The sequence below is a fragment of the Frankia sp. R43 genome (assembly GCF_001306465.1).
Taxonomy (GTDB): Bacteria; Actinomycetota; Actinomycetes; order Frankiales; family Frankiaceae; genus Parafrankia; species Parafrankia irregularis.
Genome location: NZ_LFCW01000011.1, coordinates 357,852 through 375,018 on the forward strand (window position 1 = coordinate 357,852; position 17,167 = coordinate 375,018).

Here is a 17,167-nt window from a genome sequence, read left to right on the forward strand (position 1 = left end):
CCGTGTATCTCGCGGACGCGCGCAGCGTCACGAAACCTGCCGGCCCGGGTTCCGACCCGGGCCGGCAGGCCTCCACCAGCCATGAGCATCACCGTGAGCATGGCCGTGGACGTCGCCGTGGACGTCGCCGTGGACGTCGCCTGGCCCGTGTCTCGCTCGCGCGGGTGGTGCCGGGCACGGTCCTCGTCCTGGGAACCGTCAGCCTGGTCACCGACATCTCGGCGGAGATGGTCACTGCCGTCCTGCCGCTGTACCTGGTGACGGAGCTCGGCCTCTCGCCGCTCGGGTTCGGCCTGCTCGACGGCCTCTACAACGGAGTCAGCGCCGTGGTCCGGCTGGTCGGCGGCCACCTCGCCGACCGCGGCCGGCGGTACAAGGCGACCGCGGCGGTCGGCTACGGCCTGTCCGCGCTGTGCAAGCCGGCCCTGCTCGCGGTGCACAGCATGACGTCCATCGGCCTGGTGCTCGCGGTGGACCGGACCGGCAAGGGGCTGCGGACAGCACCTCGCGACGCGATGATCTCCCTTGCCTCGCCGGCCGGTACCCAGGGCCGGTCGTTCGGCGTGCACCGTGCGATGGACACGGCCGGCGCACTGATCGGCCCGATCATCGCGTTCTTCATCATGCGCACGACCGTCGACGGATTCGACGCGGTGTTCACGGTCAGCTTCTGCGTCGCCACGACTGGCGTCGTGATCCTGCTGCTTTTCGCGCCGAGCCGTGACCGCGGCCCGGCCCCCACAGAGCAGGTTCCCCAAGCCGCCGAAGCCGCCGAAGCCGCCGAAGCGGCCGAAGCCGCCGAAGCGGCCGAAGCGGCCGAAGCGGCCGAAGCCGACAACGTCTCCACCCGCGCCGCGCTTGGGCTGCTGCGCGTCCGTGAGCTGCGCCGGTTGACGAGCTGCGCCGCGCTGCTCGGCCTGGCGACGGTCAGCGATTCGTTTCTGTATCTGCTGCTGCAGCACGCCCTCGGCGTCCCCGACGAGTGGTTCCCCCTGTTGCCGATCGGGACGGCGACCGCCTTCCTGCTGCTGGCAATTCCGATCGGGCAGGCAGCCGACCGCTTCGGCAGCTGGCGGGTGTTCCTCGCCGGCCACGGTGGCCTTCTGGTGGCCTACGGGCTGCTGCTGTCCCCGGTGCACGGCGACTGGCTGCCGATCGTGGTGCTCCTGCTGCACGGTGCCTTCTACGCGGCCACCGACGGGGTGCTCATGGCCGCCGCGGCGGTCTCGGTTCCGGCATCGCTGCGCTCCAGCGGCCTGGCGCTGGTCCAGACCGGGCAGGCCGTGACCCGTTTCGCCTGCTCCCTGCTGTTCGGCGCCGCCTGGACGGCCTGGGGCGACCGAACCGCGCTCGCCGCCGCCGCGATCGCCCTCACGGGCTGCGTCGCACTGAGCGCCCTCCTGCGCCCCGAAGCGACAACGAGCCCCGAAGCGACAACGAAGGGACTACCGGCAAGATGAGCACACGTGGCCGGCTGGCGCTGCTGTTCGTCGCGATCCTCGCGCTCGGCGGGGTCGCCGTGGGCTCGGTGGTACGTGCATCCGCCCGAGCTGACCAGCGGGACCACCAGCAGGACGGCGGTCCGCCGGTGACCGCAGGGCGGGTCACCCTGAGTGTGGCGGACGACGCGCCGCAACAGCAACAGGACCGGCAACAGCAGGGCCAGCAGGACGAGGACCGGCAGCAGGGCCAGCAACAGCGCCTGGTGTTCCGGAACATGCTGTGGGGGCCGCACCGCGACGAGCTGGTATCTGTGCCGGCCGCGCAGCCCGCCGGCGCGCGGACCGCGTCCGGCGTGCGCTGCCTGCGGTTCTACGCCGCCGGCGGTGGTGGCATCTGCCTGCAGCAGGCGTCGGGTGTGCTGCAGGACACCTACCGCGCCGTGGTCCTGGACGCGGATCTGCACGAACGGCGCCACTTCGCGCTCACCGGCATCCCGACCCGAGCCCGGGTCTCGGCCAGCGGCCGCATGATGGCCTGGACGGTCTTCGTCAGCGGTGACTCGTACGCCGGCGGAACCTTCTCCACCCGCACCTCGATCCTCGACACCCGCACCTGGACGCTGGTCCAGTCCCTGGAGGAATACCAGGTGATCAAGGACGGCGCGCCGTACCGCAATGTCGACGTCAACTTCTGGGGCGTCACGTTCGCTGACGACAGCCATTTCTACGCGACCCTCGGCACCGGCGGAAAGACCTATCTTGTGCGGGGAGACGTCCAGGCGAAGACGGTGACGACGCTGCGGGAGAACCTCGAATGCCCGTCGCTCTCCCCGGACGGCACCCGGCTCGCCTTCAAGAAGCGCATACCGGACGCCCCCACCGACGCGCCGTGGCACGAGTACGTCCTCGACCTGCGGACCATGCGCGAGACGCCGCTCGCCGAACAGCGCAGCGTCGACGACCAGGCGGTATGGCTCGACGACCACACCGTCGCCTACGCCCTCGCCGGAGACTACGGCTCCGACCTGTGGACCGTCCCCGCCGACGGCACCGGCAGCCCGACCCGGCTGGCCACCGCCGCGCTCGCCCCGGCGGTGATCGGCTGATCAAATCCTGCCGGCGGTCAGGGCGCCGGTTCGCCGTCGCCACCGCCGTCGCGGTTACTGCGGATCACGGTTACTTCGGATCGCGGTGACCGCGGATCGCGGTGACGAGACGCTGGGCCACCTCGACGAGATCGCGGCCTGGGGCGGACGCGAGCACCTCGGCCATCAGGGTGACGTCCTTGGCGAGGGTCGGGCCGGCGGGGGAGTCGGCGACGGCGGCCAGCGAGCCGGCGCGCAGGCGTACCCCGGAGCCCACACCGGACGAGCTGCTCGTCAGCAGGACCGTTGCGAGGCCCTCGAGGTCCAGGCCGAGTGACCGCCCGGCCGTCATCGCCTCGTCGGCGAGCACGATCTGCGCGGCGAGCAGGGTGTTGTTGATGAGTTTCGCCTGTGAGGCGGCGCCGACGTCACCCAGGTGCACGACCTGGTTCGAGAACGCGGCCAGCAGTCCGGTGACGTCGGCGAGCGCCGCGGCGTCACCGCCGATCATGACTGTGAGCTCCCTGGTGAGGGCGCGTGGCGCGCCACCACTGACCGGGGCGTCCAGGACGCGCAGGCCGTGCCCCGCGGCCCGTTCGGCGATGGCCCGGATCTGCGCCGGTGACACGGTGCTGTGCACGAGCACGACGGTTCCCGGCGCCGCGGTCGCGGCGATCCCGTCCGGGCCGAACAGGACCTCCTCGACGCCGGCCGCGTCGAACACGCAGATCCCGACCGCCTCGACCCGCGCACCCAGCAGTGCCGGCGTCGCGGCGACGGCGACGTCCGGCCCGGTGAACGGTTCGAGCGACGCCGGCCGGCGGGCGTAGAGGGTGAGCTCGTGCCCGGCGGACCGAAGCCGCTGTGCCATCGGCAGCCCCATGCTGCCGAGGCCGATGAAGCCGACCTTCACGCCGCTAGAGCTTACGGGCGATCGCGCCGTACATGAACACCTCGTTGTCGCTGTACCCGGCGGCGTCGGCGTCGGGGTGCCAGCGGTGGACGAGGACGACGCCCGGGTCGAGGATCTCCAGCCCGCGGAAGAAGCCTTCGACCGTGGCCTTGTCCCGCGCGGTCATCGGGATGCCGTTGCCGCGGTACGCGGCGACCCCGCGCTCCACCGCTTCGGGCGCGTAGTCGCCGGTGGCCGTCGAGAGCGCGAGGATGCTGCCGGGGGCCAGCGGTGCCACGAGCGTGTCGATGACGTGCTGGATGAGCGTCTCGTCCGGGATGAACTGCACGAGCGCGATCAGGCTGAGCGCGACGGGCTGGCTGAGATCGAGGGTGGAGGCGAGCTGCTCGGACTTCAGGATGGTTTCCGGGTCCGTGAAGTCGGCGTCGAGGTAGGCGGTGCGGCCGTCGGGGGTGCTGGTGAGCAGGGCCCGGGCGTGCACCAGGACGATGGGGTCGTTGTCGACGTAGAGGACCCGTGACTCGGGGGCGACCTTCTGGACGACCTCGTGCAGGTTCGGCGTCGTCGGGAGCCCGGTGCCGATGTCGAGGAACTGCCGGATGCCGTGCTCCGTGGCCACGAGTTGGGCCATCCGGGCCATGAAGTTCCGGTTCGCCCGCATGGATCGAGACAGGCCCGGCATCATTTTCTCGGTCTGGTCGCCCGCCGCGCGGTCGGCCGGGAAGTTGTCCTTACCGCCGAGAATGTAGTCGTAGACCCGCGCCGAGTGCGGTACGTCGGTCTTCAGGTCGACGTTGGACGGCGCCCAGCTCGGTGCTCCCCGGCTGGCGCCCCACCTGGCGTCGTCGCGGTCAGTCACGACTACCCCTATCTCCGATATTGCCCACTTGCTACCGGTAACAGCTTCTTCAGTAAACTCTCGCACCCCCTGTCCGGGGGTGTCACATGGGGGTGCCACGGCGGGAAGCGCAGGTCGGTGACCACGCGAAAGCCGCCCGGTCGGTGAGTCGTGAAATGGCCGCTGGCCAGACGTCTTCGCTTTTCGGTGCGCACACCGGTCAACAGCCCGTAACGGCTCAACAGCCCATAACGGGTCAACACCCCGTCAGGGCTCAGCGGCCGGTAACGGATCAGCGGCCGGTAACGGATCAGCGGCCGGTAACGGCTCAGCCCAGGTCCAGTGGCGTGGGCACATACCTGGTCGTCGGGCGTCCGGGAGTGAGGACGAGCTCGGTTCCCGGCTCACCGGTCCGCAGCAGCTCGACGACGGCGGCGGCCACGTCGTCGGCGGTGAGCATGGGGACGCCCGCGGCGCGGAACTGATCGCGCGCGGGGGCCGTCAGCGGAGTGTCGACAAGACCGGGGCAGACGGCGCCGAGCCGGATGTTCTCCCGGGACAGCGGTCCGGACAGCGCCCGGACCAGGCCGATCACCGCGTGCTTGGTCATCGTGTAGATGGGGTCCTGCTCGACGCCCCGCAGCGCCGCGTGGGAGGCGGTCACGACGATCGAACCGCAGCCGCGGGCGCGCATCGCCGGTAGCGCGCCGCGAAGCCCGTAGACCACCGAATGCTGGTTGACGCCGACCACGGCCTGGTAGCGGTCCAGGTCGAGGGTGGCCGGGTCCTTGTCGACACAGTTGTGCCCGGCGTTGAGCACCAGCAGGTCCAGCCGGTCACCGGCGGCGGCGACCATCCGCAGCGACAGGTCGGGGTCGGTCAGGTCTCCCACCACCGCCGCACCGCCTATGGACGCGGCGACGTCGGAAACCGCCGGGTTGCGGTCGACGAGCACACAGTGCACGCCCGAGGCGGCCAGCCGGCGGGCGACGGCCTCCCCGATACCGCCCGCGGCACCCGTGATGATCGCGACCTCGCCCATGCGCCCCACTCCATCCGGTCCGGCCATGCCCCTGATCCAGTCAACTGTTTACCTGCACTGGAGTCGGCGGCTCAACCGGTCGGCGAGGCGGTCGAGCGGTTTGGCTACGGCTTGCGAGCGATCGCGCCGTACATGTAGACCTGCGTGTCGGCGAGGGCGGCCGACTCGGTGTCGGGATGCCAGCGGTGGACGAGGACGACACCCGGGTCCAGGATTTCCAGTCCGCGGAAAAGTCCTTCGACGGCCTTCCGGTCCCGCGCGATGTTCGGGATGCCGTTGGACCGGTAGGCGGCGACGCCGGCCTCCACCTCCTCGGGGGAGTAGTCCCCCGTGACGGTGGAAAGGGCGAGGATGCTGCCCGCGGGCAGCGGGGCCATCAGCTGGTCGATGACGCCCCGCACGACGTCGTCGTCGGGGAAGAACTGCACGATCGCGAGCAGGCTGACCGCCACCGGCTGGCTGAGGTCGAAGGTCGAGGTGAACTGCGCGGACGTCAGCACGTTCTGCGGTTCGGCGAAGTCGGCGTCGAGGTAGGCGGTGCGGCCTTCGGGGGTGCTGGTGAGCAGGGCCCGGGCGTGCACCAGGACGATCGGGTCGTTGTCGACGTAGAGGACCCGTGACTCGGGGGCGACCTTCTGGACGACCTCGTGCAGGTTCGGAGTGGTCGGCAGCCCGGTGCCGATGTCGAGGAACTGCCGAATTCCGTAGTCGGCGGCGAGAACGTGGGCCATCCGGGCCAGGAACTGCCGGTTAGCCCGCATGGACGAGGGCAGGTTCGGCAGGCTTTTGACGATTCCTGTGGCCGCGGCCCGGTCGGCGGGGAAATTGTCCTTGCCGCCGAGGATGTAGTCGTAGACCCGCGCCGAGTGCGGGATGTCCGTTTTCAGCTCGACATTCGGCGGGGTCCAGCCCGGTGCCGCGGCGCTGCCACCCCAGCTGACGTCGTGCTGGTCGGTCACGGCTACCCCTGTCTCCGATATCACCCGTCGTGGACGGCGGTTGACCTATCGCCAGCCACTCTGCCATCACCCGGCCAGGTCCAGTCGGATGGGGTGGGACATCTTGGGGCACCGTAGTGGAACGGAGCCCTGCCGGGATATGAACAGGGATAACGTCCCCGTTCACGCATATCTGCTCGCGTGAACGGGGACGGCGGGAGTCAAACCGATATCACCGCGTCAAATGATTGTCGCGTCAAACAGATCGCCGAGCCGTCAGCCGTGAAGCGGTCAGCCGCCAAGCCGTCAGCGGCCGAGCCTTCAGCCGCAGAGCCCTCGGCCGTGGAGGGGCTGGGTCACGGCTTGCGGGCGATCGCGCCGTACATGTAGACCTGGCTGTCGGCGAGGGCGGCCGACTCGGCGTCGGGATGCCAGCGGTGAACGAGCACGACACCCGGGTCGAGGATTTCCAGGCCGCGGAAGAAGCCTTCGACGGTGCTCCTGTCCCGCGCGGCCATCGGAATACCACTGGCGCCGTATGCGGCGACGCCGGCGGCTATCTCCTCGGGGGCGGAGTCGGCCGTGACGGTGGAAAGCGCCAGGAGGCTCCCCGCGGGAAGGGGAGCCATCAGCTGGTCGATGACGTCCTGCACGATCGCGTCGTCGGGGACGAACTGCAGGATCGCGATCAGGCTGACCGCGACGGGCTGGTCGAGGTCAAAGGTCGAAGCTAGCTGCTCCGATTTCAGGATGCTCCGGGGATCGGTGAAGTCGGCGTCGAGGTAGGCGGTGCGGCCTTCGCGGGTGCTGGTGAGCAGGGCCCGGGCGTGCACCAGGACGATGGGGTCGTTGTCGACGTAGACGATCCGCGCGTCGGGGGCGACCTTCTGGACGACCTCGTGCAGGTTCGGCTCGGTCGGGAGCCCGGTGCCGATGTCGAGGAACTGCCGGATGCCGTGCTCGGCGGCCACAACATGGGCCATCCGGGCCATGAAGTTCCGGTTCGCCCGCATGGATGTCGGCAGGTTGGGCATGCTCCGAGTGAAATCTCCGGCCGCGGCCCGATCTGCCGGGAAGTTGTCCTTCCCGCCGAGGATGTAGTCGTAGACCCGCGCCGAGTGGGGGACGTCGGTCTTCAGGTTGACGTTCGGCGGAGTCCACCCCGGTGCCAGCGAGGTACCACCCCAGTCGGCATCGTCGCGGTCAGTCACGACTACCCCCACCTCTGATATCAGCCGCCCTCGACGGTGGCGTTTGCTTGCTAGCACTTTCCCACCACCCCGTCGCGGCAATCGGACAGGGTAGGACATTCGGACCACTTTGGCTGACGCGAACATACCTGTGAAGAGGCCGGCGCAGGCCCCGATCCGCCCGCGCGCCTTGGTCTTCTCCCAGGTAGCGGGCGTGCGGAGGGTGGGTGGGACGCGGCAAGGCGGCTCGGCGCCGGTTCCCCGGGGTATTTCGACGAGGAGCGACAGGGTCTTTGGTCCTGTAGGTGGCGTCGGGAAGTTCACTGCAGTGCGCAGCCCGGTGGGGCCGGCCTTACCGGCGACCAACAGGGCGACCAGCCGGCCCGGCGTTGTGCGGCCGGCATCACGCGACCCCGGCCCGCGTCATCCCGCCGGCCCCGCCTACCGGCTTACCTACCGGCTTACCTACCGGCCCGGCCGCCCCAGACAAGGCCGCAGAGAAGGCCCAGGACAAGGGTCGCCAGGGCCACCACCAACGCAAGCAGCGACTCCGCGCCGGCTGCCGGCCACGCCCAGCTCCTGGCCTGCCCGTTGACCTGTGCGCCCAGCGAACTGGTGACGACCGCCACGGTAACCGGGAACAGGGACGAGGCCTGGGCGCCGACGATCGCCACACCGACCAGCGAAAGACCTATGTACCCGGCCATGTTGCGGCCCGCGGCGAACCCCTGGTCATTGAGCCCCGTCACCTGGAGCAGGGTTCCCGCCAGCATCCCGATGGCCGCGGTCATCACCATCACCGCGCAGTCGAGCCACCGCGTGGGCTGTGTACCGGTCAGCTCGAGGCCGTCGCGTCTGGACAGGCAGTAGGAGACCACGCTCGACGGGGCCAGCGGGAGCAGGAGCATGACGGGGAGCCGCAGGCTGGAACCGCCTAGGAGGCTCGGGACCGGAAAGGCCGCGTCACCCACCAGGAGTACGGCGACGAGCGTGCCCACCACGACGGAGAAGTGCATCGTGTAACCACGGTTCCGCCACCACCAGATCACGCGTACCCGCCGGTTGTGACTGAACGGGCCCCGAGATCGGAGCGTCCGCGCCTCGTGGGGTCAGGTGCCATCGGTGCCCCCGAGCGGTCGGCAGTTCCGTACGAGTGCAAGTGTCCGTTCGTATTCTTCCCGTTGGCGGGAGATAGGTTTTTCTGTCCGTTCGTGGAGATATGTCAGAACGTCCACCGGGTAGGCATTCGCGACGTACTGCTCCGGAACGCCCACCTGGAGCGCCAGCCACGCCTGCAGGTAGGGCACCGCGAGCGATGACGATGCCGTCCGCATGCTTTCCCAGGGCGGCAGCTGACGGGGTGGGCGACCCGGCTCGCATTCCGGCGGACGGGGAACCACCGCGCGAGCGAGCGCCAGTCGGACCTCGGCCGCGTCCGCGTCGCTGGGCAGGTAGAAGAACCAGTCCGCGGTGGATGCCTCGGAGGCGGTCCCCGGGACGTCCAGGCCGATCGCCTGCAGGCGGGAGCGGACAACCTGAGCCTGCGTGGCGGCCTCCGAGAGCAGGTTCGCGTGCTCCGGCCAGACGCACACCAGCGGACTGGAACCGGCACATCGCAGGTCACCGGGATCGCGTTCGCTCTGGGGCGAATCCCCCATGGATCTGGCGGTGAGGCAGGCGGCCGTGACCGCGACCGCGGACACGGCCAGGCCGGGAAGCAGCATCCAGCGTGGATGCCTGGTCTCCCGCACCAGCAGGATCAGGACCAGGACAGCCCCCGCCGCGAGTGCGGCCGGGGCGAAGAAGACGCCGGCCGACGGCTGCGCGGCCAGCATGCAGCAGTCCTCCGGCATCCCGTTGAGGTGGCGCAACCAGGGTGGACTGACCGTCACGGGGTATGTGATCAGGATCCAGCCGAGCACAGCGACCGCCGGCGCGGCGATGACCCCTGGAAGGAACCACCCGAAGATCAGCCCGGCCGCGGTCATCCCCGTCACCACGGCGACCGCGGCGGCGGCGATGACAGGACTGGGATGACCGGTCACGGCGTCGAGCTCGAAGCCGACCGCGAGGTAGGAAAGCAGCAGACCGAGAAGCCCCGCCGCGGCGATGGGGCTGACCAGCCGAAGCAGAACATGGAAGACACTGCGTGCGGGAGCCAGCCGAAGCGCGCCAGACCTCCTGAGGCGACCGGCCTCCCAGGCCGCGGCTGCCGCGCACACGGGCGCCACGAACGGAAGCGCATAGGACGCCTTGGCGGAGCCGGTTACCCAGTACCCGTCTCCGAGCTGCATCGTCACGAAGGCGGAGGTCTCGTAGAGGAGAACCATCGGAACGATGAAGAAGGGAGCTTTCAGCGCCGCATGGGATCTCAGGTACCAGGTCCATCGTGAGCTCAGGCGCGAACGCACCGCATAGCCGAGCCGAAGTCGACGGGCCATCAGCTTTCCGAGACCAGATGGGTGTACGCGAGGGCGGCCTGGCGTCCTACCGGGGCATCCGGGCTGTCGGCCAGAGCGAGGTAGTCGGCCACGGAGCCGGAGAACCGCACCTCACCGTGGTCCAGGACGACGACGTTGTCGAAACTCTCGAGGAGATCCTCGGTCTGATGGGTCGACACCACGACCGTGGCCGATTCGGCCAGATCCGACACGAGCTGAGTGAAGACCTGCCGCTGAGCGGGGTCCAGACCCGCCGTCGGCTCGTCCATGAGCACGATCTTCGCTCGGTGGACCACTGCCTGGGCGATACCCACCCGTCTGAGCTGCCCGCCGGACAGGGCCCTGGCCAGTTCGTTCTCCCGGTGGTCGAGGCCGACCTGGGAGAGCGCGTTCTTCGCCTCTCGCCAGGACTCCGACTTCGACATGCCTTTGAGCCAGCCGACGTAGGCGACCTGCTCACGAATCGTCAGACCGGCCATGGGCCTGACGTGCTGCGGCATCCAGGCCATTTCGCGTCGGTACTGCCGGCGCCCGGACCCGTGTTGGATTGGACGCCCGTCGAAGGTGACACGGCCGGTGCGTGGCGCCAGCACCGTCGCGCCGACGGCGAGCAGGGTGGATTTTCCCGCGCCGTTCGGGCCCAGTAGTACCGTGCGCCCGGGCTGGAAGGCGCAGGTCAGGTTCCGAAAGACATCCCGCCCAGCACGATACGAGTAGGATATTTCGTCAAACACGAGAAACACAAACGTCATCCATTTTTTCGGAGCGGGCGGGAGGGCGGGTGCCGTGCCCCGCGGGGCACGGCACCCAGCAGCTCCGATGTCTACCAGCTCACGCCGACAGTCTCGACGTCGAGGATTCTACCCGAATCCGAGCCGTTGATGGTCTTCAGCCTGAATCGGTAGTTTGTGGCGGCGGGGTCGGCCCAGTGGTAGTTGTCGCTGTCGTAGCAGTTCAGCACGACGGTGCTGCCCTCGCCGTCCGGCAGATAGGGGCGCGCCCAGCGGAGCGCGATTCCGGCATCCGCGCCTCCGGTGCTGTTGTTGTTGACCCGGCAGCCCTTGAACGTCACGATCGTGTCGTCGTTGGTCGAGTTGTTGTCCTGCCACCAGCGTGACTCGAAGCCGGTCACGGCGTCATCGATGTACGAGCTGAAGGTGCCCTCGTACGCATATGCCGGTAGTCCCATCCCCATGATGGCGACGGGAACACCGGCGACCACGGCCGCGGACCTTCTCATTTCGACCAGCTCTCTTTCGTCGTTGGTTCGGTTTTTCTGGTTCCCGGGCCCGGCGTCGCCGCTCTGGTTCGAATGGGTGAACGTCTGTGGGGGCGCCAGGAGGATCCGTGAATCCGTCGGCCTCGAAGAGGCATGGTGGTCACCTGGGAGATGGCCGCTCGGTGGAGCTGACGGCCACCCCGGCACGGCGGGTGTCAGGGGCGATCCGAGCCGCGGTCGGCGTCGACCTGTCCCGAAATCCGCGGCCCGAAGGTCAACAGCCCCGACGCCGCTCTTCGCCGGCTCGGCCAGACCGCGATTATGTACTCGTCCCAGTAGCGCCCGTCGTAGTAGATCGCCTCCCGGAGGCAGCCCTCGACGTCGTACCACTTGCCGCGGCCGCTGGCGATCTGGGCGAAGTTGTATTCGGGAAGCTCCGCGTAGAGCTTTCTCGGGCCGTAAACCTGGAAGACGTGGTCGATGAACAGGTTGACCGCCTCCATCGGAAGCCCCCGCGCTATGGCTTCGGGCGTGAAGACAGCCGCAATGTATGCACTCCTGCGCCGTTGATCATAGTTGTAGCAGACAACATGGCCGATAGGTTCGGGTGTCGGCCACAGATATGCGACGAACTGCGTGAGAACGCCCTGCTGGATTCCGTGCTGGAACGCCTCGAAAGTTGGGACCGCACCACGGAACCGCCAGCGGTGACCCAGTTCCTCGCTGATGGCGAGTTGGTAGAGAAAGTGATGCGAATCAGGGTTCACCGGGCCCAGGGCGATATTGTGCGTCCTGAGTCGGATGGGGCGCGGATTCAACGCCCCGGGCGCGTCGGCGTCGGCACCGGCGTCGCCTTCGTTCTTTGTCTTCGGCGATTCCTCTGGAATGCTCCCGAGTAGCTCGACGAGATCGCCGAAAGTATGCGGATGGTTCTTGTCGAGCGCCTCCCGAGGGACACCGGCTGTGGTCAGCCAGTGCACCAGCTCCAGCCACTGCAGAGAATCAATCGCCAGGTCCTCGTGCAATTTTGCGCCGAAGGAGAAGGGCTCCCGAGGGACTCCGGTGAGGTCTGCCAGGAAATCCGCCAGACCCGCCTCAACCGCCTCCCGGGAGGGCGCTCCGGGGCCGCCTCGGGCCGATATGGTTTCGTTCGTCAAATGTCCGGACTCCAGCCCTGTCCTTGGTATGTCTCGAGCCAGGGCGACGTGAGGGAGCGGCCGGACCTCGCAGCACTGGTTGTCTGCGCACCACAAACGCCCGCCGAGCCGCGTCCCTCTTTCTCGCATCGCCCCGCGGCGCGACACCAGCAGCCTCGATGGATTTCGGTGAAATCTGCGTTCTCCGACTTTCGGCATGCTAGTCGGGCTATTTATGGCGAGCAAGGCTTCGGCGCGGGCGGAATCGCCGAACGTCAGGCGGGAGCCGGAGCGGCTGAAGCGATTTCCTTACCAAGAGTAACGGGCGGATTCTGTGTACCGAGCGTCTCTGGCCCCGCACCGAGGGGAGCGATGCACGTTGGGGGGTCGACCCGCTGTCGGGGGACGAATCGCGATGCCGCGAGCTCCGTACACAGAGCGTGTTGAAATGCGTGAGTGAGAGGCTGGGATGGCCGCGCGCCATGTGAGGCATATCACCTGATGATCCGAGGCTGCCCGCCTGCCAGCCGTCCGTCGCGGGCTGGGGCGGCTCCGCCGAACGTGCGCGGGCCTGAGGCGAAATCCGGGCTTGGGAGGCCGGAATCCGGACCGAGCGCCAAGCACGGAACGCCGGCCACGTGGAGGCGTGGCCGGCGCTCAGTCGGCTGCGGGGGCGCCGCCCGTCACCTGCCCGGGTGGCGCCCCGCCGTCGCTTCCTGGAACCAGGTCCGGCTCGGTGAAATCAGACCAGGTCGTAGCGGTCGAGGTTCGACACCTTGACCCAGGCGGCGACGAAGTCGTGCACGAACTTCTCCTTCGCGTCGTCGCTCGCGTAGACCTCCGCGAGTGCACGCAGCTCGGAGTTCGACCCGAAGACCAGGTCGACGCGGCTGGCCGTCCAGCGGACCGCGCCGGTGGCGTCGTCGCGGCCCTCGTACAGGCCGGCCTCGTCCGCCTTCGGCGCCCAGGTCGTCCCCAGGTCGAGGAGGTTGACGAAGAAGTCGTTCGTCAGCGACCCGGGGGCGGTGGTGAGGACGCCGAGCTGCGACTGCCCGTAGATCGCACCGAGCACCCGCAGGCCTCCGACCAGCACCGTCAGCTCGGGCGCGCTCAGGGTCAGCAGGTTCGCCCGGTCGACGAGCAGGAACTCCGCCGGCAGGCGGCTGGCCTTGCCCAGGTAGTTGCGGAACCCGTCCGCCTTCGGCTCGAGCGGGACGAACGACTCGACGTCGGTCTGCTCCTCGGTCGCGTCGGTGCGTCCCGGGGTGAACGGCACCTCCACCTCGACACCGGCGGCGCGCGCGGCGGCCTCGACCGCGGCGGCGCCGGCCAGCACGATCAGGTCGGCCAGCGAGACTTTCTTCCCGCCGGTCTGGGCGGCGTTGAAGCCCTCCTGGATCTCCGTCAGCGTGCGCAGCGCCGTGGCCAGTTCGTCGGGCTCGTTCACCTCCCAGCCGCGCTGCGGCTCCAGCCGGATGCGGGCACCGTTCGCGCCGCCGCGCTTGTCCCCGCCGCGGAACGTCGACGCGGATGCCCACGCCACCGCGACCAGCCGCGACACCGGCAGCCCCGAGGCGAGGACCTGCGCCTTGAGGCTGGCGACGTCCGCCGCGTCGACCAGCTCGTGGTCCACCGCGGGCACCGGGTCCTGCCAGATCAGCCGCTCGGCCGGGACCTCCGGGCCGAGGTAGCGCTGGATCGGGCCCATGTCACGGTGGGTCAGCTTGAACCAGGCTCGGGCGAAGGCGTCGGTGAGCTCCTCGGGGTGCTCCAGGAAGCGCCGCGAGATCGGCTCGTAGATCGGGTCGAAACGCAGCGCCAGGTCCGTCGTCAGCAGCGTGGGAGCATGCCGGCGGGACGGATCGTGCGCGTCGGCGACCGTACCGGCGCCGGCACCGTCCTTCGGCTTCCACTGGTTCGCCCCGGCCGGGCTCTTCGTCAGCTCCCACTCGTAGCCGAAGAGGATCTCGAAGAACCTGTTGTCCCAGGTGGTCGGGGTGTCGGTGAAGATACCCTCAAGACCACTGGTGATCGTGTCGCCACCCTTGCCGGTGCCGAAGCTGTTCTTCCAGCCGAGGCCCTGCTCCTCCAGCGGGGCGCCTTCGGGCTCCGGACCGACGTACTCGTCCGGGTTCGCTGCCCCGTGCGTCTTGCCGAAGGCGTGCCCGCCGGCGATCAGCGCGACCGTCTCGACATCGTTCATCGCCATCCGGCGGAACGTCTCGCGGATGTCGCGGGCCGCGGCGAGCGGGTCCGGGTTGCCGTTCGGGCCTTCCGGGTTGACGTAGATCAGCCCCATCTGCACCGCGCCGAGCGGCTCCTCGAGCTCCCGGTCACCGGTGTAGCGCTCGTCGCCGAGCCAGGTCTGCTCCGGGCCCCAGTAGACGTCCTCGTCGGGTTCCCAGACGTCCGGACGGCCGCCGGCGAAACCGAACGTGGGCAGGCCCATCGATTCCAGCGCGACATTACCGGTGAGAATCATCAGGTCGGCCCAGGACAGTGCCTGGCCGTACTTCTTCTTGACCGGCCAGAGCAGGCGGCGGGCCTTGTCCAGGTTCCCGTTGTCCGGCCAGCTGTTGAGCGGCGCGAAACGCTGCTGGCCGGCCCCGGCACCGCCACGGCCGTCACTGATGCGGTAGGTGCCGGCGCTGTGCCAGGCCATCCGGACCATGAACGGGCCGTAGTGCCCGAAGTCCGCCGGCCACCATTCCTGGGATGTCGTCAGCACCTCGGCGATGTCCCGCTTCACGGCGGCGAGGTCGAGGGTGTTGAAGGCGGCCGCGTAGTCGAAATCCGAGCTGAGCGGGTTCGCCACGGCCGGATTCTTGGCGAGGATCTTCAGGTTGAGCTGCTGCGGCCACCAGCCGCGGTTGCCGCCCCCCTGGGTGGGGTGCGGGGCGCGGCCATGCGCCACCGGGCAGCCTCCGGCCGCGTTGCTTTCCGTGTCGGTGGGAAAGACTTCCTTTTCCTGGTTCTCGGACATGCAACCCTCCGGGCAGGGATCTCATCAGGGCAAACTGGGTCACGAATCGCACACTGAGAGTGACGGTTTGATCGATGGCTGATGGAACGGTGGTGGATCGCGACGCGATCGGGTCTTCAGCTGCTCGGGTGCTCGGCGACGGATGGATCGGGCAGTGGGGGATCAGAAACTTCCGGCGTCGGAGCCGGAACAGGCGGGGCAGCGGCCCCAGTAGACGACCTCGGCCTCGTCGATCGAGAACCCGTTGTCGTCGGAGGCGGTGAGGCACGGTGCCTCGCCCACGGCGCAGTCGACATCCGAGATGGCACCGCAGGATCTGCAGACGACGTGGTGGTGGTTGTCTCCGACTCGCGACTCGTACCGGGCCACCGAGCCGGCCGGCTGGATGCGCCGCACCAGGCCCGCGTTCGTGAGTACCCGCAGCGAGTCGTAGACGGCCTGGTGGGAGGCGTCGGGGAGCTCCGCGCGCACCGCCCCGATGATCGAATCGGTGTCAGCGTGCGGATGTGCGTGGACCGCGCCGAGCACGGCCACCCGCGGACGGGTGACGCGCAGGGCGGCCCCCCTCAGCATCTGCTGGAAGTCCGCGGACGTCGTCATGCGCACTACGGTGCGCCCTTTTCCTGAACGAGTCAAGAAAACTGTTCAAGATCTTTTTGAGGGTGGGGTGCGGCGGCACTCCCGGGCCGGGTGCGGGCGGCCGGGTCGAGAGAGATCGGGCGGGGCTGGGTCGGGAACGACAAAGCCGCGGCCGGAGGGGATCCGGCCGCGGCTTCGGCGAAGCTGGGTGATCGACCACGGCTCGCCCGCGTTGACCGACTACAGCTTGCGCGCGACTACGGCTTGCGGGCGACTACGGCTTGCGGGCGACTACGGCTTGCGGGCGACGCCGCCGTACATGTAGACGTGGCTGTCCTCGATGGCGGCCGACTCGGCGTCGGGGTGCCAGCGGTGGACGAGGACGATGCCCGGGTCGAGCAGCTCCAGGCCGTCGAAGAAGGCCTCGACGGCCTTCAGGTCACGCGAGACCATCGGGATCCCGCTGGCCCGGTAGGCGGCGGTGCCGTCCGCCACCTCCTCGGGGGCGAAGTCCGCCGTCACGGTGGAGATCGCCAGGATGCTGCCCGGGGCGAGCGGCGCCAGGAGCTCGCTGATGACGTTCTTCACGATCGCGTCATCCGGGATGAACTGGACGACCGCCAGCAGGCTGACCGCCACCGGCTTGCTCAGGTCAAGGGTCTCCTGCAGCTGGGCGGACTGCAGGATCTCCTGCGGCCGGCTCAGGTCGGCGTCGAGGTAGGCGGTGCTGCCCTCGGCAGTGCTGGTGAGCAGCGGCCGGGCGTGCAGCAGAACGATGGGGTCGCGGTCGACGTAGACGACCCGCGACTCGGGCGCGACCCGCTGGGCAACCTCGTGCAGGTTCGGGGAGGTCGGCAGCCCGGAACCGATGTCGAGGAACTGCCGAATGCCGTGCTCTGCCGCCAGGTTGTGCGCCACCCGGGCCATGAAGTTACGGTTCGCCCGCATGGACGTCGGCAGGTTCGGCAAATGCCTGGAAAATTCTGCGGCTGCCGCGCGGTCGGCCGGGAAATTCTCCGTCCCGCCGAGGATGTAGTCGTAGACCCGGGCCGGGTGCGGCACATCGGTTTTCAGGTCGACGTCCAGTGGCGTTCCGTCGGCGGTGATGACGGAAGTGCCGCCGTCGTTGGGCTCGGCCTCAGTGGTCACGAATTCCCCCGTAGTGGGCGCGAATATTCCTCCGGCGCCTGCGTACGGGTGGGTCACATCTGCCGAACGCGGCACTGGCGCTGCCGGCGGACAATGCCGACGTTGCGGGTAGAACCCTACCGTTCCGCTGATGGGGTGGGCGCTGTTTTGTCAGAAGGGAGCAAATGGAGTTCCGGCCCACCCGGACCCGGTGGACGGCTGCCGGCCGTCGC

15 protein-coding genes are annotated in these 17,167 nt (G+C 69.0%); 2 read left to right on the forward strand and 13 right to left on the reverse strand.

The genetic code is table 11. The features are described 5' to 3' along the window. Window positions 1–2 precede the first annotated feature (2 nt). Both ACG83_RS37300 and ACG83_RS37305 read left to right on the forward strand, forming a co-directional pair. On the forward strand, window positions 3–1,460 hold the full coding sequence (locus ACG83_RS37300; protein ID WP_054570941.1) for an MFS transporter: 1,458 nt from the start codon (window positions 3–5) through the stop codon (window positions 1,458–1,460). Beyond that, window positions 1,457–2,548 carry a PD40 domain-containing protein gene (locus ACG83_RS37305; protein ID WP_054570942.1) on the forward strand — a complete coding sequence of 364 codons (1,092 nt, stop codon included), beginning with the start codon at window positions 1,457–1,459 and terminating at the stop codon, window positions 2,546–2,548. The genes ACG83_RS37300 and ACG83_RS37305 overlap by 4 nt, the downstream gene beginning before the upstream one ends. A 70-nt stretch (window positions 2,549–2,618) precedes the next feature. On the opposite strand, the gene ACG83_RS37310 is transcribed toward ACG83_RS37305, so the two are convergent. From ACG83_RS37310 to ACG83_RS37370, 13 genes are all read right to left on the reverse strand, one after another. Next, window positions 2,619–3,440, reverse strand: a complete 822-nt coding sequence (locus tag ACG83_RS37310) for an NAD(P)-dependent oxidoreductase (RefSeq protein ID WP_054570943.1) — start codon at window positions 3,438–3,440, stop codon at window positions 2,619–2,621. Window positions 3,441–3,444: 4 nt separating this feature from the next. Then, window positions 3,445–4,299 carry an SAM-dependent methyltransferase gene (locus ACG83_RS37315; protein WP_054570944.1) on the reverse strand — a complete coding sequence of 285 codons (855 nt, stop codon included), beginning with the start codon at window positions 4,297–4,299 and terminating at the stop codon, window positions 3,445–3,447. A gap of 307 nt (window positions 4,300–4,606) precedes the next feature. Then, entirely contained in the window at window positions 4,607–5,320 is a 714-nt protein-coding gene (locus ACG83_RS37320) for an SDR family oxidoreductase (RefSeq protein WP_054570945.1), read from the reverse strand. Window positions 5,321–5,424: 104 nt separating this feature from the next. Beyond that, window positions 5,425–6,279, reverse strand: coding sequence for an SAM-dependent methyltransferase (locus tag ACG83_RS37325; protein ID WP_054570946.1), 855 nt, complete (start codon window positions 6,277–6,279; stop codon window positions 5,425–5,427). Between the two features lie 335 nt (window positions 6,280–6,614). Continuing rightward, window positions 6,615–7,469, reverse strand: a complete 855-nt coding sequence (locus ACG83_RS37330) for an SAM-dependent methyltransferase (RefSeq protein WP_054570947.1) — start codon at window positions 7,467–7,469, stop codon at window positions 6,615–6,617. A gap of 440 nt (window positions 7,470–7,909) precedes the next feature. Next, entirely contained in the window at window positions 7,910–8,464 is a 555-nt protein-coding gene (locus tag ACG83_RS37335; RefSeq protein ID WP_054570948.1) for a hypothetical protein, read from the reverse strand. 93 nt (window positions 8,465–8,557) lie between these two features. Further along, entirely contained in the window at window positions 8,558–9,889 is a 1,332-nt protein-coding gene (locus ACG83_RS37340; protein WP_054570949.1) for a hypothetical protein, read from the reverse strand. Continuing rightward, a complete protein-coding gene (locus ACG83_RS37345) occupies window positions 9,889–10,623 on the reverse strand; it encodes an ATP-binding cassette domain-containing protein (RefSeq protein WP_198955496.1) in 735 nt (244 codons plus the stop codon). The genes ACG83_RS37340 and ACG83_RS37345 overlap by 1 nt, the downstream gene beginning before the upstream one ends. A gap of 89 nt (window positions 10,624–10,712) precedes the next feature. Continuing rightward, entirely contained in the window at window positions 10,713–11,129 is a 417-nt protein-coding gene (locus ACG83_RS37350) for a hypothetical protein (protein ID WP_131831056.1), read from the reverse strand. Window positions 11,130–11,323: 194 nt separating this feature from the next. Beyond that, a complete protein-coding gene (locus ACG83_RS37355) occupies window positions 11,324–12,265 on the reverse strand; it encodes a GNAT family protein (RefSeq protein ID WP_152991622.1) in 942 nt (313 codons plus the stop codon). A gap of 721 nt (window positions 12,266–12,986) precedes the next feature. Then, complete coding sequence (gene katG / locus ACG83_RS37360) at window positions 12,987–15,227, reverse strand: catalase/peroxidase HPI (RefSeq protein ID WP_054570953.1); 2,241 nt, start codon at window positions 15,225–15,227, stop codon at window positions 12,987–12,989. Between the two features lie 162 nt (window positions 15,228–15,389). After that, window positions 15,390–15,827 (reverse strand): Fur family transcriptional regulator, encoded by a 438-nt coding sequence (locus ACG83_RS37365; protein ID WP_054570954.1) that lies wholly within the window; start codon window positions 15,825–15,827, stop codon window positions 15,390–15,392. A 270-nt stretch (window positions 15,828–16,097) separates the two neighbouring features. Then, the gene (locus ACG83_RS37370) at window positions 16,098–16,955 is read right to left on the reverse strand and encodes an SAM-dependent methyltransferase (RefSeq protein WP_083473884.1); all 858 of its coding nucleotides are present in this window, start codon (window positions 16,953–16,955) and stop codon (window positions 16,098–16,100) included. Between the last annotated feature and the right edge of the window lie 212 nt (window positions 16,956–17,167).

Bases quoted from the DNA above. Each gene is read 5' to 3' on its own strand.
- ACG83_RS37305 (WP_054570942.1), top strand. From the start codon at position 1,457: ATGAGCACACGTGGCCGGCTGGCGCTGCTGTTCGTCGCGATCCTCGCG.
- ACG83_RS37320 (WP_054570945.1), bottom strand. From the start codon at position 5,320: ATGGGCGAGGTCGCGATCATCACGGGTGCCGCGGGCGGTATCGGGGAG.
- ACG83_RS37335 (WP_054570948.1), bottom strand. From the start codon at position 8,464: ATGCACTTCTCCGTCGTGGTGGGCACGCTCGTCGCCGTACTCCTGGTG.
- ACG83_RS37340 (WP_054570949.1), bottom strand. From the start codon at position 9,889: ATGGCCCGTCGACTTCGGCTCGGCTATGCGGTGCGTTCGCGCCTGAGC.
- ACG83_RS37350 (WP_131831056.1), bottom strand. From the start codon at position 11,129: ATGAGAAGGTCCGCGGCCGTGGTCGCCGGTGTTCCCGTCGCCATCATG.
- katG (WP_054570953.1), bottom strand. From the start codon at position 15,227: ATGTCCGAGAACCAGGAAAAGGAAGTCTTTCCCACCGACACGGAAAGC.
- ACG83_RS37365 (WP_054570954.1), bottom strand. From the start codon at position 15,827: ATGACGACGTCCGCGGACTTCCAGCAGATGCTGAGGGGGGCCGCCCTG.